Source organism: Dendronalium phyllosphericum CENA369, from assembly GCF_016056275.1.
In the GTDB taxonomy this organism is placed as follows: Bacteria; Cyanobacteriota; Cyanobacteriia; order Cyanobacteriales; family Nostocaceae; genus Dendronalium; species Dendronalium phyllosphericum.
The window spans coordinates 67,957-94,218 of sequence record NZ_JAECZA010000003.1; the positions used below are offsets into that span (position 1 = coordinate 67,957).

A 26,262-nucleotide genomic window follows, 5' to 3' on the forward strand; every position below is an offset into this window, starting at 1 on the left:
ATTGGCAATGGATAAACAAAACTCTAATTTATCATCGGCGAAGAAAGCCCTTTTAGAAAAATGGAAGAAAGGAAAGTTTCTAGCTGATACTATTCCCAAACGCCAAACATCAGAGAATATTCCCTTATCTTTCTCCCAACAAAGGCTATGGTTTATTGACCAACTTTACCAAGGTAGTCCTTTCTATAATATTCCTATCGCTTTGCATATCAAAGGACAACTAAATATTACAGCACTTCAACAAAGCCTCGATGAAATTATCAAGCGTCATGAAGTTTGGCGGACAAATTTTCAGATTGTCAATGGAGAACCATCCCAAAAGATTACAACTCAATCAACTTGGGATTTACCTATTATTAATCTAGAACATTTATCTGGGAAAAATTGGGAAGAAGAGGTTAAGCAACTTGTAGCAGAATCAGCCAAAAAACCTTTTAATTTAGCTCAAGGACTTTTAGTTAGAGCAACTTTACTACGCTTGAATGAAGCAGAACACGTTTTGCTTGTTACCATGCATCACATTATTACAGATGGATGGTCTTGTGATGTCTTCCTGCGGGAGTTATCAACGCTGTACGCGGCTTTCTCGACAAATCAGCCTTCTCCCTTAACTGCACTCCCCATCCAGTATGCAGATTTTGCAATTTGGCAACGCGATCGCATTCAAGGTAAATTCTTAGAAACTCAATTAAATTATTGGCAGCAACAACTCAAAGGTGAGCTACCCGTACTACAATTACCTACAGACCGTCCGCGACCTAGCGTTACATCTTTTACTGGTGCTAAACAATACTTTAATTTATCAAAATCTCTGACAGATGCATTGAAACAATTAAGCCAGCAAGCAGACGCTACTTTATTTATGAGTTTGCTGACAGCATTTAACATATTATTATATTACTATACAGACCAAGAAGACATCTTAATTGGTTCTCCAATTGCTAATCGCAATCGAGCCGAATTAGAAGGGATGTTAGGTTTATTTGTTAATACTTTAATATTACGTAATAACCTGAGTGGTAATCCCAGCTTTTTAGAATTTCTCCATCGAGTACGTGAGGTAACACTTGATGCTTATGCACATCAAGATTTGCCTTTTGAGATGCTTGTAGAAAGATTGCAACCGGAACGCGACTTAAGCAGAAATCCACTTTATGAAGTCATGTTTGTGCTGCAAAATACTCCAGCGAATGTGCAAGAAGTTTCTGGTTTAACTTTGCAAACTTTAGAATTTGATAGCGGTACAGCTCAACTAGATATTTTCCTATCGATGTCTGAATTTTCAGAGGGATTAACAGGATGTTTGGAATATAATACAGATATTTTTGATTCAACAACGATTACCCAATTTATCAACAATTTTCAAACTTTGTTGGGCAATATAATTGCTAATCCAGAGCAACGCCTAAGTGAGTTATCGCTACTAACTGCTTCTGAGCAAGAACAACTATTATTTAAGTTTAATCAAACTCGTACCGATTATCCCCAAAATGCATCTCTACATCAATTATTTGAGCAGCAAGTTGAACTAACACCAGACCTAAAAGCATTAATTAGTCAGTCTGAGGAATTAACTTATCGTCAACTTAACCACAGAGTTAATCAGCTTGCACATTATTTACAAAAACAGGGTGTAACAAAAGAAACTTTGATTGCTCTATGTCTAGAACGTTCTATAGACATGGTAGTAGGAATTTTAGCTATTCTCAAAGCTGGTGGTGCATATATTCCTTTAGATCCGAGTTATCCAGTTGAGCGTTTAAATTTTATGCTTTCTGATTCTCAAGCTTCGTTGTTAATTACCAAGCAAGAGATATTAGAAAAACTATCATTATCTGCGGATAAAGTCGTTTACTTGGATATCCACAAAGATGAAATCGCTAAACAAAATCTAGTAAATCCTATTAACACTTCAAAAGCTGATAATCTCGCCTATATTATCTATACTTCTGGCTCAACTGGAACTCCTAAAGGCGTTCTTGGCACTCATCGCGGTACAGTTAACGGCTTACACTGGTTATGGAAAACTTATCCTTTTACCCCAGAAGAAGTTTGTTGTCAAAAAACAGCTATTAGTTTTGTCGATTCTGTATGGGAGATTTTTGCTCCTTTGCTACAAGGAATTCCAACAGTAATTATTAGCAATCCTACTGTACAAGACCCACAGTTATTTATAGAAGCTTTGGCAAATTACAAAGTTACTCGGATTATACTTGTACCCTCACTACTCCGCTTACTTTTAGATAATTACAGCCATCTGACCAAGAAATTATCGCAATTAAAAATTTGGATAACTAGCGGGGAAGCTCTATCTATTAAGTTAGTGCAAGCTTTCCGAGAATTGATGCCATCGGCAAAACTAATTAACCTTTATGGTTCATCAGAAGTTTCTGCTAATGCCACTTATTATGACACCAGTTTATTGCCACAAGCAAATAGTGTGCCTATCGGTCGTCCAATTGATAATACTCAGATATATGTCTTAAATCGCAATTTGCAATTAACACCTATAGGAGTTGCTGGCGAATTTTATATTGGTGGTGACGGGTTGGCAAAGGGTTATTTACATCGTCTGGAATTAACTCAAGAAAGATTTATTGATAACCCCTTTATTCCAGGAAACAAGCTTTACAAGACTGGTGATATTGTACGTTATCTTAACGACGGTAATATTGAGTATCTTGGTCGCCGGGACGAACAGGTAAAAATTCGAGGTTTTCGAGTGGAATTGAGTGAAATTGCGGCTGTTCTTGCACAACATCCAGATGTGCAAGAATCTGTTGTAATTGCAAGCAATGATGCTCAAGAAAATCCCCGTTTAATTGCCTATGTCGTCACAGATAAACAAAATATAGCTACACAATTGCTACCATATTTGCAACAGAAATTGCCTAATTACATGCAACCGTTTGCTTTCATTGTCCTCGATAAGCTTCCATTAACACCCAATGGCAAAGTAGATAGGCGCTCTTTACCAACTAATGAAGTTATTAGAGTAAATACTAATCAATCCTTTGTTGCTCCTCGAAATTTTACAGAATTATCATTAGTAAAACTTTGGGAAAGTCTTCTCAATACTAACCCTATTGGGGTAACAGATAATTTCTTTGACTTGGGTGGTCACTCGTTTTTAGCTGTACGCTTAATGGCTCAAATTCACGACAGATTCGAGCATAATCTTCCTCTATCTACTCTTTTTGAAAACCCCACAATTGAAAAACTAGCAACTATTGTCAGTCAGCCATCCCGTCATTCTCATGCTCCTCTAGTAGCAATTAATTCTTCTGGTTCTAAGATACCTTTTTTCTGTATTCATGGCGCTGGTGGAAATATTAGTCACTACTTTAATTTGTCTAGAAGACTTGGTGAAGATTATCAATTTTATGCTTTGGAAGATACTTTAGAGCAAGATAAATCAGATGTCTCAGTAGAAGAGACAGCAACTCGCTATCTTCAAGAAATTCGTAAAGTACAACCAAATGGCCCTTATCTTTTAGGCGGTCATTGTTATGGCGGTGTGCTTGCTTTTGAAATGGCGCAACAGTTACAAAGGCAAGGTCAAACAGTAAGTTTATTAGTTATCATCGATGCCATCATTTCAGAAACACCCGTTGAATCGACAGATGATGACGATGCAAAATTTTTACTCCGCATTGCTGAATCAATAAAAACTGACAATAATATAGACTTTTCCGTACCTTTTGAAGAACTGCGATATTTGCCATTAAAAGAGCAACTTCATTTAATTAATAAAAAAGCTAACTTTCTGTTTAGCGATGCAGAAATTAATGATTTCCTTCGTCATTACAAACTGTTTAAAGCTCACGTCCAAGCTATGCGAGACTATGTGCCATCGGTTTATTCCCAGAAGATAACTTTATTTCGAGCTAATAAAGAAATAATTCATGATTTTGAAAATCCAGAGTGGAATACAGACGACCCATTACTAGGGTGGGGAAAATTTTCTCATCAACCTCTACAAATGATTGAAGTTCCCGGCGACCATTTCTCGATTTTTGTAGAACCTTATATTCATGAGTTAGCTAAAAATTTGAGAATTTGTATTGATAATGCTGTATGTAGGGAGTAAAAAAAACTGATGAAACTACCCCCAGGCCCAAAAACTCCTGCTTGGTTACTAACTCGCCAATTCGAGGCTAACCCCTTTACCTATATGGATGCTAATTACCAACTTTATGGTGACATAGTAACTATAATGTTTGGTTCTACGCCGATGATTTATGTTAGTAATCCTTTAGGCATTAAGCAAATTTTTACTAATGCTAAAGAAATTACCGCATCTGGTACATTGAACGAAGATTTTGCTTTGTTCACAGGAAATCGGGGAATCCTTCAACTTGATGGCTTCGTTCATAAAAATCGACGTAAGCTTTTAATGCAAGCTTTTCATGGAACGCGGATGCAAGCTTGTGGACGGCGTATCTGCGAACTTACACAAAAAATTATGGATCGACAGGTGATTGAGAAACCTTTTGTTGCTTACTCAATTGTCGAAGAAATTACTCTGTCGATCGGGATAGAAGTTGTGCTGGGATTATCTGAAGGGAAACGCTATGACAAAGTCAAGCATTTATTCGTTTCTATGTTTAAATTCGAGCAATCTAAACTTTTTCAATTTATTACAAAACTACCTTTAGGAAAACAAAATTTAGGTCGGTGGAGTCCGCAAGGATATATGCTTCACCTCCGACAAGAGATTTTTGAATTGCTAGATACTGAAGTTCAAGAACGGCGATCGCAAGCAGATTCTTCACGCACTGACATGCTTAACGATCTCATTTTTGCTGCTGATGAGACAGGCGAACCCTTAAGTAATGAAGAGGTGCGCGACCTGCTGCTATCGCCAATTTTTGCAGCTGGCGATGCTTCAGCAACTGCAATTACTTGGGCATTATATTGGATTCATCGTTCGCCGAGAGTACGCGATCGCCTATTATTAGAACTCGATAGTCTTGGGGAAAACGCAGACCCCACAAGTATTATCTCCTTACCTTACCTCAGTGCAGTTTGTCATGAAGCTTTACGAATTTACCCAACTCAGTTGTTTACATTTCCCCGGTTAGTAGAATCCCCAATTGAGGTGATGGGCTATGAACTAAATCCCGGTACGATACTTATTGGTAATATTTATTCCACACATCAACGCGAAGACTTATACCCCAAACCAAAAGAATTTCAACCAGAACGCTTTTTAGAAAAACAATTTTCACCTTACGAATTTCTCCCTTTTGGTGGTGGTTCTCGTGTTTGTATTGGTGGAAATTTTGCCTTATTTGAAATGAAACTTGTATTAGCAACAATTCTTTCAAGCTATCAATTAGCATTAGTCAGTCAACGACCAGAACGACCAAAATTTGGCGGTCTTCTGGGGTATCCTGCTAGTGGCGTGAAGATGATTACACATGGTCGGCATCAACATCAAAAACAATCAAAATTATCGATTGTTGCTTGAGCTTCGCAAATATTAATAATTAAATAGTAAATAATACTAATGAAACTACCCCCAGGGCCAAAAACTCCCGCTTGGTTGCTAGGTTATCAATTTGAAACCGATCCTCTGAGTTTCATGGATGCTATGAGCGATCGCTATGGTGATATTTTCACTGTGATGGCCGATTCCACACCTTTAGTCATAGTCAGCCATCCAGAAGGGATAAAACAGATTTTTACAAGTACTAAAGAGATTACAGCTTCTGGCAAGCTCAATCAAGATGGTGCTTTATTAGTGGGAAGCAATGGATTGCTTATGCTTGATGGCTTGCGTCACAAACATCGCCGTCAGTTGTTGATGCCTCCCCTGCATGGCACTCGCATAAAATTGTATGGAGAACGCATTTGTCAAGTTACAGACAAAGTTATTAACAATCTGGCGATCGGCAAATCTTTTTATGCTTACCCTACTGTAAAAAAAATTACTCTAGAGGTGATATTGCAAACTTTGTTTGGTTTGCATTCAGGAGAACGTTACGAACAATTTAGGCAACTGCTTGGCAATTTATTAAGTTTTTCTCGCTCTTACTGGCTGGGGTTATCGCTGGCTTATCCTTTTCTTAGAAAGGATTTCGGTCAGTGGACTCCTTGGGGATATTGGCTGAGTCTCCAGCGACAGTTTGACAAACTACTCAAGACAGAAATAGAAGAACGTCGATCGCAAGCAGATACATCTCGTATTGACGTACTTTCTGAACTCGTGTTAGCTCGTGATGAAACGGGTCAACCAATGAGTTATGAGGATATTCGCGATCTATTTCCCTCATTGCTATTAGGCGGTCAAGATGCTTCAGCCACTGCTATTACTTGGTCATTGTACTGGATTCACAGTTTGCCTGCTGTGCGCGATCGCTTGTTAGCAGAACTCGATACTTTAGGCGAATCTCCAGATCCGCTGAAGATTGCTGCACTACCTTACCTAAGTGCCGTTTGTAACGAAGTTCTGCGAATTTATCCAACTCAGGTAGTCACATTTCCCCGACTTGTAGAATCGCCAATTGAAGTAATGGGCTATGAATTGAGTCCGGGTACAGTTGTAAGAGGCTGTATTTATCTGACACATCAACGAGAAGATTTATACCCACAACCAAAGCAATTCCAGCCGGAGCGTTTTCTAGAAAGACAGTACACTCCTTATGAATTTCTACCATTTGGCGGTGGCGCTCGTCGCTGTCCTGGCGAGGCTTTAGGTTTGTTGGAAATGAAACTAGTCTTAGCCACAATTATTTCCCGCTATCAATTAGCCTTAGCACATCAAAAAGTAGAGAAACCTAAAGCTATAGGTGTTAACTATCCTCCTGCTAGTGGCTTGAAAATGATCGCACTCGGTCAGCGTCCACATCAAGAGCGATCGCCACAACTTGTGACTAGTTCTACCTAAAATATACAACTCATAAATATGCAAACTCAACAAACCGAGCAACTTTCTCTCACAGATTGTCGTTTTTGCTCTTTAGTTTCTAAAGTTAACAAAGAAGACCCAATTGGTACAGCAGAGACTTGCGAACATTGGCTACTGATAGAAATTCCCCAACCTTGGCCTCAAGACCTTTTTGAGGAACATCCAAAAATCAAGCCATTATTAGGCTTGTTCTATCAGGTCTTTGAGCAACATGAGATTAAACTCAGACCAATGGTAATTGCTCCTGACCGCGAGTACTCTCACCCTGGCTTCACCCGCATATTGTACTACTATCGTCCTGCCAAACTATTTTCTCAGTTTGAGAAGCAGGAGTTTATTGTTCCAGAAGAGAAAGTAACTGCTTTAGTCACGGCAATACTTAAGCAGTTGATGCAACAGCCTAATGATTTATCAGAGTTTCAACAGTATCAGCAACAAACCAGTCACATCCGCGAACTCATGGTTTGCACTCACGCTCAAGTAGACCTTTCTTGTGGCAGATTTGGAAATCCTATATATCGTCGATTACGCAAAGAATATGCTCCGGCTAGCAACGGTAAGTTAAGAGTTTGGCAAACAACTCACTTTGGCGGTCATCAATTCGCCCCCACTTTAGCCGACTTACCCCAAGGATGTTTTTGGGGACATTTAGAACCTGAAGCTCTTGACTTATTAGTAAACAGAAATGGTTCACCTTCTGGGCTGCGTCAGTTTTACCGAGGATGGTCGGGTTTAACCAAATTTGAGCAAATCGCCGAACGGGAAATTTGGCTGCAATTGGGTTGGACTTGGCTTGATTACTTGAAGGCTGGAAAAGTGCTAGCGAAACAAGAAGTCTCTCCGGGAGAAGATGTTGATTGGGCGGAAGTTCAGATTGATTTTGCAGTTCCAGATAACAGTGTTTCAGGTGCTTATCAAGCCAGAATTGAAGTTTGCGGTCAAGTTATGAGTGCATTGAATTCAGCAACAGAAATGCAACTAAAAGCAGTTAAGCAATATCACGTTAGTCGTTTGATTAAGGTTGAGTAAATAGTAAGAGCTAAGAATAAAAAATGACTTCACAAAAACAATCTCAAATCGCCAATGAAATTCTTCAAGGCAATCTGATTAAACTGATGTTCAAGCTATCAATTCCTGGTATTTTGGGAATGTTGCTCATCGGCTTGAACACTTTTATTGATGCCTTATTTGCAGGGCATTTTCTCGGTGAAACTGCCTTGGCAGCTATATCTCTATCTATTCCCCTCACCTCTATTGCCATTGTCTGTGCAGTTGCGATCGGAGTCGGTTGTGCTTCAGTTCTCAGTAGAGCTATTGGTTCTGGAGATACTAAAACTCAGTCAGAAATCTTTGGTACTCTCATAGTTATTAGTCTCCTTGTTTCCTCATTAATTACAATAATGGGATACAATTTCGGCGAAGCACTAATTTTATTTATGGGAGGTAAAGGTGAAGTTGCTGAATATGGAATAGACTACTTTAAAACCTACATATTAGGTTCAGTCTTTTTATTTATAGCAGTTGCTTCTAGCCAGTTAATCAAAGCTGAAGGTAAAATTGCACTCGCAACTTTATTTTCGGGAATTTATGTTTTAATCAATACTATTCTTAACGCTATATTTGTTATTGTCTTGAATTGGGGAATGAAAGGAATAGCTCTGGCTACAGTTATTTCTGCAATAGTTTATTCTCTTGTAACTTGTACATATTTTATTTCTGGTAAAACTTCTATTCCAGTTAATTACAAAAAATTGCATCTGGCAGGATATTTACTACCTGCAATCATATCTATGGCTTTATCAGTTATTCTTGTAGAAGTTATGGATATAATTCAACAGATTGTACTGTTTAAATCACTAGCATATTATGGAACCGATAGTGACATTGCGTTTGGTGGAGCAACTATCAGATTGTATTCTTTGATTATTACCCCTATGTATGGATTTGTTCAAGCCCTACAACCAATCATTGGCATGAATTATGGAGCGCTCAATAACTATCAAAGGCTCAAGAATGCTTACTTGACTTTTGGCATCGGGGGAACTGTTTTTTTAATTTTAATATGGCTACCTCTACAGATATTTCCCAAAACATTTATTCGCTGGTTAATACCAGATTTTGATTTTAGTTATAATGATTTATTGAATTTTCATATTGTGACTTTTTTACTTCCAGTTGCTTCTTTTGAGGCGTGTAGTATTGAATTTTTCCAGGCTTTAGGCAATGCTAAAATTATAGGAATAATTACAGCTATTAGGCATATCATTTTATTTTTACCATTACTGTTAATTTTACCCGTATTTTTTGGAGTTAACGGCATCTATTATGGTGTAGCTAGTGTAGAAATCATTATTTGTTTAATCATTTTTTTATTTACATGGATAGAATTTAGAAGATTAGGTTTTAAGTAACCTAAAAAACTGATAATTTTTTACTAATTAAATTAAGAATAAAATTTGAAATATTAAATAAATTTATAGTGCATTCGTTTAGGTTAGGTTGAGCAATACGAAACCCAACGTGGATCTTCGTGTTGGATTTCACTTCGTTCAAACGCCACTTACTTCAAGTCGGCAGAGCCGCCCAACGCAGTGGCTCCCCAACCTACAATTTTTTTTGCGATATAGCCGTCGCCATTGGTGTTAGGACTTCAACAGACGAGCAAACCTAGACACAAAAAGACTTTTCACCCAGTCCCCAGCAATATTTTAGCCTTGCCACGCTACTACAAAACTCAAATCTTTTATGTGACGTTAGTTTTACTTAACACGCCACAATTTTACGTAATCTTACGCTAGTATTTTCACTGAATAGGGGTTTTAAATTGGAAAAATCCAAAAATCTAGATTTTTTGGATTAATTTCCGTGATAGTTGTAAATTCCTGATTGTGGGTACTAGAAATTGAGAGTACTAAGTTTTTTCATGTTGATTGTCGCACTCGACGCGGTAGGAGCGCAGATATACGGTGGCATTGAGAACAAGGCATTAGCTCAATTTATTCCCCAAATTACCCCAGATAATACCCTTGGGAGTGAAAGTTCTACCGTTACACCGCAAAATCAGCTAGTTGACAAAGTGGATGGCGGAGCAATTCGCGGTTCAAATCTCTTCCACAGCTTTCAGGAATTCAACGTTGGTGAAGGAAGAAGTGTATATTTCGCCAACCCAGTAGGAATTGAGAATATTATTAGCCGAGTTACAGGAAGAAACCGTTCGCAGCTTTTAGGAACCTTGGGTGTATTGGGAAAAGCCAACTTATTTTTAATTAACCCCAACGGCATTATTTTTGGAGCAAATGCCAAACTTGATGTCGGTGGCTCATTTGTAGCCAGTACAGCAAGCAGTCTGGTTTTTGCTGATGGTACAAAATTTAGTGTAATTAATTCACAAGCCCCACCTTTGTTGACGCTCAAAGTTCCCATTGGCTTGGAATTCGAGAATATACCAGGGGCTATTAGTTTACAGTCAGCACGTTTAGTTATGCAGCCAGATAAAACCCTGGCGTTAGTGGGTGGTAACGTCAGTTTAGACAACAGCACAATCTTAGCGCCAGGGGGTCGAGTCGAGTTAGGAGGATTGGCGCAAAAAGGTACGGTAACACTTAATCAAAATGGTAGCTTGAGTTTTCCTGTTGATGTAGTCCGTGCTGATGTTTCGCTAACTCAGGGTTCACAAGTTAATGTCCGAGCTGGTAAAGCTGGTAGTATTGCGATCGCCACTCATAATTTAAATATTGCTCAAGGAAGTACCATTAGGGCAGGTATCGCTTCTGGTCAAGGTGCTGTTGACAGCAAGGCAGGAGATATTGAAATTAATGCTACGGACGCAGTTACGCTGACTGGTACTGGTAGCTTTATTTCTAATGCGGTGCTTCCTAACGCTAGAGGTAAAGGCGGTAATGTTAATTTAACAGCGCGATCGCTCGCAGTAACTGGAGGTTTTCAAATCTTTGCCGGCACATATGGGAATGGAGATGTTGGCGATGTGAATATCAATGTCAGCGATACGGTACTGTTTGATGGTATCGGGACGAATGGGATTAATACTGGTGGCTATAGTTCGATCGCAGATGGTGGTACAGGTCGAGGAGGTAATCTCAATATTACAGCTAAATCCCTGGCTGTGACTAACGGAGCCATTCTCGAAGCTAGTACTGTTGGGCGGGGTGATGCTGGGAGCGTGAATGTCAATGTCAGCGATACAGCTTTATTTGACGGCGAGGCTGCTGATTTTAAACAGGTATCGACTTTTACATTTAGTAGCGGTGCATACAGTCGTGTTGACCCCAGAGCAGTGGGAAACGCTGGTAGTGTTAATGTCTCAGCCAGAACAGTGAAAGTAAGCAACGGTGCGGTTCTCACAACCAGTACTGATGGAAAAGGAAATGCAGGTAATGTGACTATTAATGCTCGTGATATCGTTCTTGATGGTGAAGGTCGCTTTAACAATACTCCTGGATTTGGCTTTTTTCAATCTAGTGGCGCATTCAGCAGTGTCAAAAGAAAAGGTGACGGGATAGGTGGAAATATTATTGTTAACGCCAATACACTATCTTTAAGCAACGGTGCAGTCATCGTTACTAGCACTCGTGGACGTGGAGATGCAGGAGATATTTTGATTAATCGGGCTAATACTGTAACCGTCGCTGGAGTTGCTGGCGATGGATATTCTAGTGGACTTTATAGCAATACTGAACCCATTGGAATTGGTCAAGGAGGAGAAATCACAGTCAATACAGCCACTTTACGGGTAGTAGATGGAGGTGTAATTAATGCCTTAACTGCAAATGCCGGGAGGGGAGGTAGTATTGTAATTAATGCTCAGACCTTAGAAGCCACTAATGGCGGACAAATTGTTACTTCTACTCGCAGCAGTGGTAATGCAGGTAATATCAAACTTAACGTTTCAGATAGTATAAACCTTGTTGGCAGTGATTTGAGTTATGGCGATCGCGCTCTGAAAAATATTCAAATTGGTCTGGATACATTTACTAATCAAGGTGCTGCTAGTGGGGTACTAGCTAGTACCGATGTTAATGCAACAGGGAATGGTGGTAATGTATTCATCCTCTCCAAACAAGTAAATCTTAGAGATCGGGGTGTAATTACCGTCAGCAGTCAAGGATCTGGAGTTGCTGGGAATATAGAAATATCCGCCAAAACCATCCACTTGCAAAATCAAGGTGCGATTACAGGGGAAACGAAATCAGCTAACGGTGGGAATGTTTTCTTACAAGTACAAGATTTACTGTTGATGAGTCAAAACAGCTTGATATCTACCACGGCTGGGACTGGACAGGCTCCTGGCAATGGTGGGAATATCAAAATTGATGCGAGAAATGGTTTTATTATTGGTGTTCCCCAGGAAAACAACGATATTATTGCAAATGCTTTTGCAGGTCAAGGTGGGCTAGTTGAAATTAACGCCCAGCGAGTTTTTGGATTAGAATCCCGCGAACAGCTAACTCAACAGAGTGATATTACAGCTTTTTCACAAACCAATCCGCAACTTAATGGCGCGATTGAAATCAACACACTCGGTATCGACCCAACTCAGGGATTAGTGAATTTGCCAAGCGAACCGCGTAGCGTTGAAATTAGTGAAGGTTGTCAAGTCAGATCGGCCAATTCAAAACGGGTGCGGTTTATCAATCAAGGACGTGGAGGAATACCATCACGCCCCGAAGAACCGCAGAATGTAGAAATGTTTTTGACGAGATGGATTGATTTGGATACCAATACTGAAGCTGAAGAGAATTCTTCACCTATTGATGCCATTATAAATTCCTCAAATGGCGCGACAGGCTCAACAACAACTCCTCCAAATTCCACCTGCCAAGGAAAATAGATATAGCTTTAGTCATACCATTTCCCAAAAAAAATGATACAGATCCAAACCCAGGAACCTAGACAAAATGAGACTTTCTTAATTACGAATTACGAATTGGTATAAACTGCTGCGTAGGGTAAAAAATTTAAGTTCAAGTTGATGAGGATACGGTATCGCCTGCTAGCTCTAAGTTTGATATTGGTGTTATCTGTAGCTAAGATACCCTATGTACTTGGCAAAACACCTACTTTACAAAACAATTTAATTACCACTGAAGTACAACAGTTGGTACGCCAGGGAAAAGAAGCATATAACTCCAGCAGCTACTCTTTGGCTGTTAAGTTATTACAAAAAGCATTGCAACTCGCCACAACTAGTAAGAGCGATCGCATTCAAGCCTCGATCCATAGCAACTTATCCTTAGCCTATCAGCAACTTGGCAATTGGGATGCAGCACAAAGTCATATCGCAGCCAGTTTGCAACTTTTACATCCTTCGCAATCAAACCAGGATTCGCCAACGCTGCTGAAAATCTACGCGCAATCCTTGGATATCCAAAGTCGTCTTTGGTATGTGCAAGGGAAACCAGAAGCTGCATTAAATAGTTTGCAACAAGCAGCAGAAATTTATATACGTCTGGGAGATGAAGCTCTAAGTATTAGTAATAGCATCAACCAAGCGCAAGCATTACAAGCATCAGGATTGTATCAGCAAGCATATAATAACCTCGAACAGATTCAGCAAAGGTTGAGTACAATACCCAATTCTATAATTAAAGCTCAAGGATATTTGAGTTTGGGTAACGTGCTGCTAGCTATTGGTGAGTTAAAGCGATCGCAAACAGCGTTGCAAAATAGTTTAGCACTAGTGGAAAAATTGCCGTCGTCCGCTAAAACTGAAGTTAAAAGTGCAGCTAGGGTCAGTTTAGCAAACATGTATTGGGCAAAGGGAAACTTGGAGCGCGATCGCAACACGACTCGCAACTATAATAATATCCCTTGGCAGTGCCAAGAGCGAACGTTTCCCAATACTGCATTGCGATCGTATCAGAATGCTGCTTTGCAATACCAACAAGTATTAGCCATACCCTCATCCCCATCAATACAAGTCCAAGCACAGATTAATTATTTGAGTTTGTTGGTGGAAACTGGGCAATTATCCGCAGCACAGGCATTATGGCACGAAATCAAACTTTCTGACTTCCCAAACAATCGTCAGGCGGTGTATGCAAAGATTAACGTTGCGAAAAACCTCGCGTGCATCTCTCAAAAAACTGCTGCGGATAGTTCTGTGTTGGGTGAAATTGATAGTTTGTTAGGGACGGCAATTCAAGATGCCAAGCAACTCCAAGACTCCCGCGCTTTATCTTATGCCCTTGGTAATCAAGGTGGGTTTTATGAATATCTTGCTGTAGCAGAATTGCACAAATCACCGCCCAAGTCAATATCAAAAGCGTATACAGATTATTTACTCACGAGCCAAAATCTGACGCAACAAGCATTACTCCTCACTCAACCCATCACTGCACCAGACATTGCTTATCAGTGGGAATGGCAGATGGGGAGAATTTTAGCAGCGCAAACAAAAGACGAACGAGCGATCGCATTTTACCAAATGGCTGTAGAAAGCCTCAAATCTGTTCGTAGTGATTTGCTTACCATTAATTCCGATGTGCAATTTTCCTATCGGGATAATGTAGAACCTGTCTATCGGGAATTAGTCGATTTACTATTAAGAAATCACGTGAACTCCGAAGTACCTCAAGAATATCTCCAGCAAGCAATTGTAAATATTGACGCATTACAACTTGCAGAACTCCAGAATTTTTTACGCTGTAATTTAGGGCAGATATTGCCTAGCGATCGGGAAATTAAAACTGTTGATAACAATGCCGTCTTTATCTATCCCATAATTCTAGAAAACCGACTAGAAGTTATCTTTAAGTTACCAGGACAACATTTAGAACATTATGTAGATTTCATTCCCAGAAATGCACTTCAAGATACTGTAACGCAACTCCGCAGCGCCATATATACTCGCAACCCTAGTAAAATTCGAGCCAAATCTCAAGTAATTTATCGCTGGCTAATTAAACCCATCGAACCATATTTGCAAGAACATAGCAACATCAAAACTTTAGTTTTTGTTCTTGATGGCGAACTTCGCAATGTTCCAATGGCAGTATTGTATGACGAACCCAAAGACCAATATCTCATCCAAAAAGATTATGCCCTTGCCTTGTTACCAAATTCGCAATTATTTGATTTAAGTAACTCACAACTTGAAAAGCCAAAGCTATTAGCAGGTGGAGTAGGAGAACAGCAAGAAAATGTAGAAACCCGTAACTTTTCGCCACTCAACATCGATGAATTGCAGCAAATTGCAAAAATATTACCCAGCAAACTGTTAATTAATTCCCAGTTCACATCAGCAAACATTCACAAGCAGTTACAGTCAGGAGCATTTTCCATTGTTCATTTTGTCACTCATGGCAACTTTAGCTCTGACCCTGAAGATACATATCTACTTGCCTACCAACAACTTATCAAAGCTAGGGAGCTAAATAACTTACTGCGGGATGACACAGTTAATTCCAGAGATATCAAATTGCTGGTACTGAGTGCTTGTAAAACCGCTGAAGGCGACAATCGGGCTATCTTGGGTTTAGCTGGACTTGCTGTGCGGGCGGGAGCAAACAGCACTCTCTCAACGTTATGGCAAATTAATGATACTTCGACATCTCAATTGATGGTGCAGTTTTATACTGAGCTTAAAAAAGGCATTACGAAAGCTGAAGCACTGCATCGAGCGCAGAAAGCACTGTTGGCACAGCCGGAATATCAAAATCCTTATTACTGGGCTGCTTACATCTTAGTTGGGAATTGGCAGTGAGGGAATACAGTTCAGCCAAGAATTGTTACTGAGACTTTCAGAGTTGAGTAATTAAAAACGTTTTGGAACAGAATTTAGCTGCTTATGAGTTAATTCACGGGCAGTTTATTGTTGACTTTATTTAAAAACAATATTCTCTAGTAACTAAAAATTGTATTTGGAAAAAATGTTTAGCTTTTTGTCCAAAATCAAATTCATCTTAAATTGTATAGAAGACATTATTTACGCGAACTTACCTAAATAATTTAAAGCAATTATATTTTCAACAATATAAATTTATATTTAATGTGTTTTATTGATGATTTCATTGAAAAATCGTATTTTTAAAATTTCTATTTTTCACATCTTCACTAAAAATCATGTCTATTTTAATGTCTATTCAGTTAGCTAATTAGTAGTGACAAGCTAACTTTTCTAGAATTAAATCTTAAATAAGGCAAGAAAAAATGTAATTTTACTTGCCTATCAAGGTGATAAATCAATTTCAAAGTCCTTCAATTTAGTTGGCATAACTTTGAAAAATTGATGATTTTTCCTACTTGCTTGCTAAGAACGGTAATGAAAGTATTTTTTTTGATTACAAAGTGTATTTTTCCATCTGGTTTAGTTTTATTGACTAGTTTTTTGTTGATAACAGCTAAAGCTCATGCAGGTGGTTCTGACGATCCTTATTTATCAGAAGAGGAACGAGCTTCAAGAGTTATATCTATGCCATCCGTTTTGAGTTGGGATAAATGGGAAAACCCCTATATATCAGGAAACAGTTTATGCAGACGTAAAAATGGTGATGTGATTTGTTTGCCTTCTGAAATGGCTAAAAAAGTCGGAGCTAATATTTTAGCTCCGAAGAAACCTCAAACTTTGCAAACAATTAAACGCCAATAATTTTTCAATCAACTCGAATTGTCAAATATCAACATTAAAAGGAATAACAACATTATGTCTAACAACATTTGTAAGTATGTTGCGTTAGCAACTGCATCTCTTTCTCTTGCATTATCTATTGGTTCAGCATTTGCTCAAGCTGCGGAAACTTTTTTTGTCCAAGAAGGTGTGGCGTTAAATACCAATAACAACTTCAGTCGCATTGATGGTAACCCTAGAATGTCAATCTATCGCCGAAATGATAACGATCCCGATCAACAGTTCGATAGATTGTCAGGAAATCGTGGTGGTACTCTTTTAAAACATCGTTCTACTGGCAAGTGTTTGAATGCTCATTATTTAAGCAACGGTTCACAAATTAATGTCTGGCCTTGCGACGCTAATGACCCCGATCAAAACTGGAACCTAGTTGATGTTGGTAGTGGTTATAGCTTAATCAAGCGGACTGGTACAAATCTTTGTGTAGATACTCCAACCAGAGATAATCAAGGAAAAGTTCATCTATGGACTTGTGATGGTAATAATGGTAATCAACGCTGGAAGAGTAGTGCCACTAGTACCACAGTCACATCAGCTTGGAGACTGCCCTGGAGTACTGGTGTGAGAGCTACTATCACTCAAGGCTGGCATGTTGATGGTTATGGGATGAATGGGATTGATATTGGGCTTTCTGCTGGAACTCCTGTATTAGCTCCTATAGACTCCACAGTTATCAAGCAGTGTGATGCTGGCAGCAACCACCGTGCCATTTTGTTGCAGGCATCTAATGGGCAGCAATATAGCATGATTCATGTCACCACCTCAAATATCTCAGTTGGCAAAACCTACCGTAGAGGAGAGCAAATCGGCACTGTGGCGGCTAATATGCCATGGAACAATTGTGCTAAATCTTATGCTCCACATTTGCATTTTGGGCTTCCTAGCAAGGACTTTAGCATTGGTGGCTATACATTGTCTCCTACTTCTATTCCCAGTCCTATGACAGCAAACAACTAAGATATATCCTCTATTTGGGAGTAGAGATTGGCTAGGCTGCGACTAAAGCAACTCAGATGGCTTCATCAGTCAATCTGAGTTTTATTTTTATTAATTGGATGAACAAAAGATGCAAGCTATCGTTAATTTTTTATCTCCTTGGCAACAGCTAAAAAAAGGCGAAATTAACTGCCAACAAGCAATCAATCTCTTAATCGATGAGACAGGAAAACTCAACCTGGAATTATTAGATTCTGAAGTCAGTTCTCGATTTTTTGGCAAATTTGCCAACCGTCAGGAATTACCCCCAGTCATTCCTCTATTACTCTGGCGCAATTGCTACTATTTGGGGACTCCAATCACTCCCACACCAGATATAATCCAGAAATTGAGCGATCGCACAGCTACTGAAATCAAAATCATCCCGATTACCGAAAAAAGCTACAATGCTTGGTATCACACCCAAAACCTGAATCTGAATAAAATCAGTAGCGAATCTCTGATCAATCCCCTCACCCAAATATCAGAATCAGAAAACATTTCCGAACTCACAGAACTCTATCTCTCCAAAGCCTCAGACCAAATCGAACGAGTCAAAACCATTATCAGTGGCGCTTTACGCAACCGTGCTAGTGATATCCATCTAGAACCGATGCCAGAAGGATTAAGAGTCCGCTATCGCATAGATGGCGTATTACGGACTATTACCACTCTCCCCCTAGAAGTGAGTCGAAAAGTAGTTGTAACTCTCAAAGTGATGGCAGAAATAGATATATCCGAAAGCCGTCGCCCTCAAGACGGACGCATCGGTGAGAAGTATGCAACCAGTGGGTCATCAGAAGTGGGATTAGATATGCGAGTTAGCACTCTTCCTTGCGTAGGTGGCGAAAAAGTAGTCATTCGCTTGTTACCCCAGCGCAACCCCTTTTCTAACATGGATGGGTTAGGGTTTTCTGGAACTACATTAGAAACTTACAGAAGATGGTTAAGTCAACCCCAAGGAATGATTATTCTCACTGGCCCCACAGGTTCCGGCAAAACCAGCACCCTGTACACCAGTTTACAAAGAGTAGCTACTGAATCGGTCAACGTGGTGACAGTGGAAGACCCTGTTGAATATGTATTACCAGGTATTACCCAAACCCAAGTCAACGAAGCAGCTGGTATGACCTTTGCTGCTGGTTTACGGGCAATTCTTCGGCAAGACCCTGATGTAATTATGTTAGGAGAAATCAGGGATAGCGAAACAGCAGAAACCGCTATTAGAGCGGCTTTAACAGGACATTTGGTATTTACTACACTGCACACAAATGACGCAGTTGGCGCAATTCCCCGCCTCAAAGATATTGGTCAAGACCCTAGTTTAGTGAGTGATGCTCTCTTAGGTATAATTGCTCAACGTTTAGTGCGTCGGGTTTGTCCTTTCTGTGCAGAACCTTACACCCCAACAACGGCAGATTTGCGGAGGCTGGGATTAGAACAAACGCAAGCTACAACCACAGGCTGGCGAAGAGGAAAAGGTTGTCCTAAGTGTTTTCATTCTGGCTATTTGGGGCGGGAAGCAATTGTAGAATTACTGGATGTAGACGATCGGGTACGGGAACTGATTTATGAAGGAACAATGACTCAGCTACATCGCTATTTGAAGGAAATTAATTATACCTCCTTTGGTGTGGCTGCTGCCCAAAAGGTGACAACTGGCGTGACAACGGTAGAAGAAGTGTTGAGGGTTTTGCCGCACAGTGCTTTATCTAGTAAAGTTTCTTCCTGAACTGCTCAATACTCAAATAGTAGAGGACTCCTCTGCGATCGCGTGAAAAAAATACCTCTACCTCCCTTCTTCCCTGTTCCCTCCCAATCTAGTAGATAAACCCATATCCTTAAGCAAACGATTGATGTGACGCACACCTACTTCAATACCCAATTCTTTTGCCAGATGCTTGCTTAACCATTGTGCTGTCCAACGCCGAAATGGATAGCCGAAAGCTTTCGGACTGTAGCTGATTAGTTCTTTTAATCGCTCTCGATATCGGTCATCAACAGTTTTTGGTCTACCAAGAGGAAAGGCGTTCCAATTATGAACCTCACCTGATTTAGCTACCAAAATCCAGTGTCGGACTGTCACCCGCGAACAGTTTAGTAATTTACAGATTTGACTCTGCGTTTTACGTTCGTCTGCTAGTAGCATAATTTGGATACGCTGACGATATTTTTTAGATAAGTCTTCTTGCTCTAAAATTTTTTGCAGTTCCTTTCGTTCAAAGGGAGTTAGGTACTGTTGCTTAATAGAAAATTTTTCCGAGTTGAACTGATTACTTTGCTCCATATCTCCACTTCTCCACCATTTTTTCTGACCTAATATTTTATTTGGAGACAAAAGCAGAGCAATATGAGGGTCGTATCAGTTCTTTGAAAATAATTTTGGGAAAATTTTGCGATCGCCCTCTATAGCAAAGTGCTGAGTGCTGAGTGCTGAGGAGCCACTGCGGTGAAGCAGTACGGTCTTGGGGTTTCCCAAAGTAGAGCAAGTGGCGTTGCTGAGTAAAAACCCAGTTGCTATAGGGCTTTGAGGAATGGCAATTGTCCTAAAGGTTGTGGCTACGGCTATAATACATCACTCTTGAGATGAAAGCGTTATCGAACCAATGAATGCTTCTTGTGCTACCGATTCTTTATCTAATCGCTTAAGTAAATTATTCCAAGCTGCTTGAATACCAGCATCATGTGGGTATTGAAAATGCAGTTCTGCTAAATAGTTGACTGCATCGTACCAAAGATTATTTTTAGTATAAAAAATCAGTTTTTGTGACTCGTCTGTTTGAAGATTCTGCCAGCGATCGCCATCAACTATTTTACGCTGTATCCAGCCATCGACAACAATATCTGGTTCATCACTACGACTGGTATAACAGTTCATCATCAAATACCAACGGTAATTTTGGTTAGGATTTAGTAAGGTTTGAGGATTTCTCGGTAGGGTGATTTCGATCAGTCCTGGTTTTTTAGCTAGCTGAATTGCTGTATGGTAAATTGTTTTGTGTTCCTGTCCATCAAGTAGTAAAAATTCTGCGCGTTTAACATCGTTCTGGCTGTAAGGCACGTAAAACCAAAAGCTGGGATATGGAGAGGCTGTAAAATCATTGCCGTTGTTGGCGTTAAGTGCTGTTAGAGGTTTACTCGTTTGCTTACACGTTGCTTCTGGACGCGTTGTTCCGGGTGTGGAATTTCCTTTTGGCGTACCTGTAGCAGGTGGTTGTGGTGGACTTGCGGATAAACTTGCTTGTTCGAGTCCTTGTGTACTCAACATCAAAATCCCACTACAGATAAACCCGATGGAAATCCTAAGCTGTTTCATGTCTGTTGTTTGTTGTAAACTGCATTACCTACCCAGATAACACCCCAAGGTGCAATCAAGGCAATGATTCCTGGAACAAGTGGTGTCCACCCACCCAAAGAGAAAATGCTCCAGCAAAATCCGTATAAAATAGCACTGCAAATACTTAATACCAAGCCTCGGTGAAGTAAGATTCTGAAACGCCAAACTACAATACCTCCCGTCAATGACCAGCCAAATATCCATAGCGTTTCACTCCATTTTGGTAGCCACCATAATAGCGGTCTGCGGTCTTCAACGGTACTGAGTAATTGACTGACGACATGGGCGTGGATGTAAAGCGATCGCATTTCACCATAAGGTGTCTGATGCGGGTCTTTGACGCTTGGTGCAACAACACCAATCAAGACGACTCTATTTTTCACCCAAGCCGGGTTAAAGCGATCGCTATCTGCATTCAAAATATCTCTTAGGGTAACTTGTTGAGCAATATGAATGGGGTCTGGAGTATGGCGATAATTAATCAGCAGTTGGTTTCCTCGTGCATCTAAGTTTTGATACCCTCCACTAAATTTTTCTAGTCGCTGGATGACAAATGTACCGAATTTCCAATCATCTTTGAAGGTTATTACTGGAATTTTTTTGGCATTAAGATATTGATATGCTAATCGCCAACCAAGGGAATATTTTGTAGTACAGGGAGAAGCTTCAGATATAGGATTTTCGCTACGGGATAAAAGATAGCGACGGACTGTTGTATCTTGGTTGTGAGTTTGCTCTTTGTCGTCGTATAAGTCAACAAAACCTAGTTGGATTTCTGAACTTTGAGATGGAGGTGCAATGCTTTGTTCGAGATTATTATTGAATGCACATATAGCCATCAGGTTGTGATTTTTCTGGAAATGATTAATTAGTGCTTGATGATTAACTGTATCGTTAATCGGTACAGGTAAATCGCGGACAATGTTCAAGCCAATAGCTGCGGGTTGATGCTGCTGTAATTTGTCCAAAAGTCGAGTTATTATAGCATCTGGTAGAGGATAACCATAGGTGCGGATATCTTTTTCATCTGCACCAACTATTAATAGACGACTATCTTCTGATTCTGGCGATCGCATTTGCATTAGATGGTCAAATGCTTTCATTTCCCAAAACTGTAATAACCCAAAACTCCTAATTACTGTCAATAAAATAGTGACAGTTATACTAATAAATAAAATTAGATGAAACTTAATCTTTAATAATTGCGATGAAGATAAAATAGATTTTTTTAATTCTTGCTTTCCATTTCTTAAATTTTCCCAAGTCGGGGAGATTTCTGCTGGGTTTTGACAAATTACTGGTAACCAACTAGCAGCCGGAAATTCGCTTTCTAAACCCTGTAACTTTTCTCTAGCCTGCCGTACTGATAAATAAAATGATTGACCTTCAGCAAAGTTCGTTAAAAAGTGTTTCAAAAACTCTTGCGCTACTTTATCTGGAACCCTTTCACGCATAACAAGAATTTGGGGAACATGTAAATACTCTAATTTTTGTGCTAATCCCAAGCCATCGCAAGAGTTGAAAACTGCTATCTGCAATCCATTTTTTAAAGCTTTTTTTAAAGCATTAGTCAAATAATTGATATTTAGACTTTCATTTTTATTTATATGGATATATCCACTTTTGGTTTGAGAATTTGTATAACTATGACCAGCAAAATATAGAATATTCCATCCTTGATTATCCCAGAGGAGTGTATCTAATTCTGAATGTTTTGGTTCTACTATAAATACTGTTTTCGCATAGGGTAATTTTTCTAATATCTTCCTATCTGTATCAATATCAATTCCTTTACTATCACCTAAAACCGCTAAGATTTTTACTTGTTGTGTATGTTTTTTAACCTGAGTTTGAGTTCCAAATTCGATGGAACTTAAGCCAATTTCTGCTTTAGGATAATCACTGAAAAAACGCCAAAGATGCCAAGGAAGTTTTCTCAGCAATATATCTTCACTTTGAATAATAAAGCGGATTTCATCGTCGCTACTTAACTGCATCCGTAATTGGCGCTCGATGTGGCGAAACTCTTCAGCATCTAGCCAAATATCAATTTGTTTTTGTAACTCGTGACATACTTGATAAAAATCTACATCAGAAAAGTGAGTTACATCAGTATCATCAATTTTAATATCTTCATTTCTTAGCTGAGATTGGCGTAAATTTACATTTATATAGCGAGATTCATAGATTAATTTATATAATAATTGCCAACGACAATATAAATCGCTAAGAATTGGACTAGCTGGTAAATTACCTTGAAGTTGCTTCCATTGTAAATTACCTTCTTCGTGTAGACGTTCGTCAAACAATTTTTCGTAGAATAACTGAACATTCACAAAAGGAAAACCTGAGTGCAAGTTACCTTTTCCCAAGTTTAAGATAACTAACTTACTCATTGCTGTGTAAATACAAGTGGTTCAATTATAAATTCTTCAGTTACACTAAACTCATTAATAGCCACCTGAATTTTAAATAATTTTCCTGGTGGGCAAATAAATCGTTTCAATTGAATAAAGTTATCTTGAATCCGCGATTGAATTTCTTGAATAATCGACTCTGATTGAGAAATTAAAGCTAGTTTTATATTAGGTGGTAAATAAGTTTGTCCTTCGATTGGATGCAGTTGTACGCGTACAGCTATTTTTCCATCTATTTCTGGTATCAAACCAACTAAAAGTGCAACCGATTGATTACTCAATCGCATTTCTAAATCAATTAATTTGAATCCATCTACATATATACCTTGAGCTGCTATCTGATACTGTCTAAAACTATAAAGTAAATTTCCAGATTCTTGATTCAATAAAGTATTTAGAGATTGCCAACCATTATCAAAGGTATTTTGTAACCATTTACTCAAGTTGTTCGTAGCTATAGTTTTTGTCATCAATCTACTCATGCGTCGCTGATATAACTGTTGTCGCCATTCATCATTATTCAGCAGTGCTGCCCATTGTGTAAATGGTATATCAACTCGCAAACGCGGAGAATAAATACATGCATTTCCCAGCATCTTTAGTAAACTTTGAGCATCAGGTTCAGATAAAATTGGCAATTCTGGGACTTCCTTACGCATTTGCATATCTAATGTTAGCTGCATAACTGTGAGGCTTTTAGTTAAGTTGTGTATTGGTAATATATAAGTGCGATCGCGTGGATCGTACTTACTTTGCTGTTTGACTTGACTGTATGTCGCAAACCCTTGTACTGTCAATGTACATTCATCTGCTTTTGCTTCTAAATCAACCTGTACTGCCAAGTAATAGTCACCGACAAAAGTGGGAATATCTATCCACTCTTGAGGAATTCGCCATGATTCTGAATCTATATTTTCGTAGGGGATAAGTATAATTCGCCGCGTACCAATTGCGATCGCAAAACCATTTACTACTTCTAAAATGCTGTGTAAGCTATCTTCACTAGGATAAATTGCAGAATTAGATAAAGCTTCATCAGAGAGTTCGTCGTTTAGCCAGCCTAAAAATGTATACAAACAAACACGATTTAAATAGGCACTGTACTGCGCGATTTTATGAGAATGCTGTTGTGCTTCTTTCCAGGCTTGCTGTTGTATGGAAGTAGGTATTTGCAACAATAATTCGTTGTTCAAAGCTAATTTTGTTTATTTACGATTAGATTTATTATATGTTAAAAATTTAACATCAATTTGAAGAAGAATTCATAATTTAGGAGTCCAAAGCTAGAATACAGGCTTGAATACTGTGCGATTAGTAGATGAATAAACGGGTTTAATACCTCTACCAAATTTTTAATTTCCATAAATAGCAACATTTTTTCTAAAATTTTATGCCAATATTAACTGTTGAGATTGTAAAATAAAATTTTGATTTTTTATATATTGGTACTTTTTATTTAGCCAGATATCTAAAAATTTTCTAATGATTAAATCAAGTTCTTTGAATAATGCACATTCTAATTCATAATTTATTTGAGAGAGTAATTCATTTACTATACTGAGGGGAAGACAAAGTTGTTTACTAATAGCATTAGTATCTAGTTTTTGCCCATAGTAAAGTCGCAATAAATTCTGAGATTGAGCGTTCAGTCGTTGGATTGCTATAACTAACGCAGCATGAATTAAATCAGAATTATCGGGAGTTTCGTAATTATACTTCAACCATGTTGTTACATATCCAGTAACCCATTGCGGCGGTTGCTTTAATGAATATACCGCATTAATTAGCCGACGTTCAATGGTTTGTAGACGACGGGCGATCGCTCCTTGAGTGACTGCAAACTTCGCAGCTATTTGTTTTTGATTCCATCCCAATCCATAGTAAAGATATAAAATTTCTTTTTGGTTGTCATTGAGTGCTAGTAATTCCTGTTGTAACACCGCATCTGTTCGCTGACAAAGGCTTTTTTGCTCAAATATTGAGTTTTCTATTTCCAAGTAAAAACCCAAACTTGGCTCAATTTCATAACTAACTGTACTTATTACTTCGAGGGAAATTCTTGGGATAATTGATTGTGGATAATTTCGCAAAGCAGTAATGCAGATTTCCATCCACCTATGCAGTTGTTCGCTAGTCACATCTTTAGCGATCGCAACTTGATGTGGTGCTATAGCTAGTGATTTTTCGGCGTTGTAATATTGTGCGGCTTCTTGAAAGTCATTACTATCTGGTTCTATCCAACGCTGTCCGCTACGAGTTGCAGGGTTTTGGATTTTATTGAATTGATAAATTTGTCTAAAATATTTACGTGCAAACAAAAATCTGGAAACTTCCGGTTCAAAGATTCCATATCGAATTAGTGCTTCTTTAAGTTCTTTGTTACTTTTTTTGCACAACAACCGCCATTTGGAAAATTTAGCAACAGCACCCTCGTCTTTAATAGTTTTTCGCAAAACCTCAATTATGTAGACGTAAAGTGGCGAAATACTAGGGTCATACTTCGCTAATATCTCTCGAAATTTCACAGGATCGTAAATTAAGCATCTCGCAATAAAAATATATTCTTCCCAACATTTACATCGATTCTCTTTCCAAACTTGTAAAGCAGCACGATAACAACTATCCTCACAATACAGACTTAAATGCTCCCATGCTTTTTGTATGCGGTTTTCAGGTTCCCAATTATATTTTGATGGCAAGTTATTTAAGGCTATATCCAGCCAGAATTGAACTAAGCCTTGCTCATTTTTTTGATTTAATAACGTTGCAAATAGGTCGTGCTGAGTTTGATATAAATCAATATTGCGCTGTAAATGTAGTTCGGGTCTCCATTGAATTGCCCTACGATTAATTGAATTATCTACAATCATGTACATATAGAATCGATGGGCTAAGTGTTGATGCTTAAGTAAGATTGGTAATTGATTTAACATTACAACCTGATTGTCACACCCTCAAAGGTTAATTCTTGTAG

15 protein-coding genes are annotated in these 26,262 nt (G+C 38.9%); 10 read left to right on the plus strand and 5 right to left on the minus strand.

What is annotated here, in order from left to right; all coding sequences use genetic code 11:
* Positions 1–7 precede the first annotated feature (7 nt).
* The 10 genes from I8752_RS01670 (at position 8) to I8752_RS01715 (ending at position 19,266) form a co-directional block, all read left to right on the plus strand.
* Positions 8–4,090, plus strand: coding sequence for a non-ribosomal peptide synthetase (locus tag I8752_RS01670; protein ID WP_214430592.1), 4,083 nt, complete (start codon positions 8–10; stop codon positions 4,088–4,090).
* Between the two features lie 9 nt (positions 4,091–4,099).
* Complete coding sequence (locus I8752_RS01675; protein WP_214430593.1) at positions 4,100–5,473, plus strand: cytochrome P450; 1,374 nt, start codon at positions 4,100–4,102, stop codon at positions 5,471–5,473.
* A 39-nt stretch (positions 5,474–5,512) separates the two neighbouring features.
* The gene (locus I8752_RS01680) at positions 5,513–6,892 is read left to right on the plus strand and encodes a cytochrome P450 (RefSeq protein WP_214430594.1); all 1,380 of its coding nucleotides are present in this window, start codon (positions 5,513–5,515) and stop codon (positions 6,890–6,892) included.
* Positions 6,893–6,910: 18 nt separating this feature from the next.
* The gene (locus I8752_RS01685) at positions 6,911–7,942 is read left to right on the plus strand and encodes a sucrase ferredoxin (protein ID WP_214430595.1); all 1,032 of its coding nucleotides are present in this window, start codon (positions 6,911–6,913) and stop codon (positions 7,940–7,942) included.
* A 23-nt stretch (positions 7,943–7,965) separates the two neighbouring features.
* Positions 7,966–9,324: an MATE family efflux transporter gene (locus tag I8752_RS01690; RefSeq protein WP_214430596.1), complete on the plus strand. Its 1,359-nt coding sequence runs from the start codon at positions 7,966–7,968 to the stop codon at positions 9,322–9,324.
* 512 nt (positions 9,325–9,836) lie between these two features.
* Positions 9,837–12,761, plus strand: coding sequence for a two-partner secretion domain-containing protein (locus tag I8752_RS01695; protein WP_214430597.1), 2,925 nt, complete (start codon positions 9,837–9,839; stop codon positions 12,759–12,761).
* A 141-nt stretch (positions 12,762–12,902) separates the two neighbouring features.
* Positions 12,903–15,635 (plus strand): CHAT domain-containing protein, encoded by a 2,733-nt coding sequence (locus tag I8752_RS01700; RefSeq protein ID WP_214430598.1) that lies wholly within the window; start codon positions 12,903–12,905, stop codon positions 15,633–15,635.
* Positions 15,636–16,193: 558 nt separating this feature from the next.
* Positions 16,194–16,520, plus strand: coding sequence for a hypothetical protein (locus tag I8752_RS01705; RefSeq protein ID WP_214430599.1), 327 nt, complete (start codon positions 16,194–16,196; stop codon positions 16,518–16,520).
* A 54-nt stretch (positions 16,521–16,574) separates the two neighbouring features.
* The gene (locus tag I8752_RS01710; protein WP_214430600.1) at positions 16,575–17,516 is read left to right on the plus strand and encodes a ricin-type beta-trefoil lectin domain protein; all 942 of its coding nucleotides are present in this window, start codon (positions 16,575–16,577) and stop codon (positions 17,514–17,516) included.
* Positions 17,517–17,625: 109 nt separating this feature from the next.
* A complete protein-coding gene (locus I8752_RS01715; RefSeq protein ID WP_214430601.1) occupies positions 17,626–19,266 on the plus strand; it encodes a GspE/PulE family protein in 1,641 nt (546 codons plus the stop codon).
* 57 nt (positions 19,267–19,323) lie between these two features.
* Here I8752_RS01715 and I8752_RS01720 read toward each other — a convergent pair whose 3' ends face one another.
* From I8752_RS01720 to I8752_RS01740, 5 genes are all read right to left on the minus strand, one after another.
* Complete coding sequence (locus tag I8752_RS01720; RefSeq protein ID WP_214430602.1) at positions 19,324–19,821, minus strand: helix-turn-helix domain-containing protein; 498 nt, start codon at positions 19,819–19,821, stop codon at positions 19,324–19,326.
* 288 nt (positions 19,822–20,109) lie between these two features.
* A complete protein-coding gene (locus tag I8752_RS01725; protein WP_214430603.1) occupies positions 20,110–20,850 on the minus strand; it encodes a DUF928 domain-containing protein in 741 nt (246 codons plus the stop codon).
* A complete protein-coding gene (locus I8752_RS01730; protein ID WP_214430604.1) occupies positions 20,847–23,267 on the minus strand; it encodes a CHASE2 domain-containing protein in 2,421 nt (806 codons plus the stop codon). Before I8752_RS01730 ends, I8752_RS01725 begins: the two co-directional genes overlap by 4 nt.
* Entirely contained in the window at positions 23,264–24,481 is a 1,218-nt protein-coding gene (locus I8752_RS01735) for a DUF1822 family protein (protein ID WP_214430605.1), read from the minus strand. The genes I8752_RS01730 and I8752_RS01735 overlap by 4 nt, the downstream gene beginning before the upstream one ends.
* Positions 24,482–24,676: 195 nt before the next feature.
* Positions 24,677–26,221, minus strand: coding sequence for a sigma factor-like helix-turn-helix DNA-binding protein (locus tag I8752_RS01740; protein ID WP_214430606.1), 1,545 nt, complete (start codon positions 26,219–26,221; stop codon positions 24,677–24,679).
* Positions 26,222–26,262: the final 41 nt, after the last annotated feature.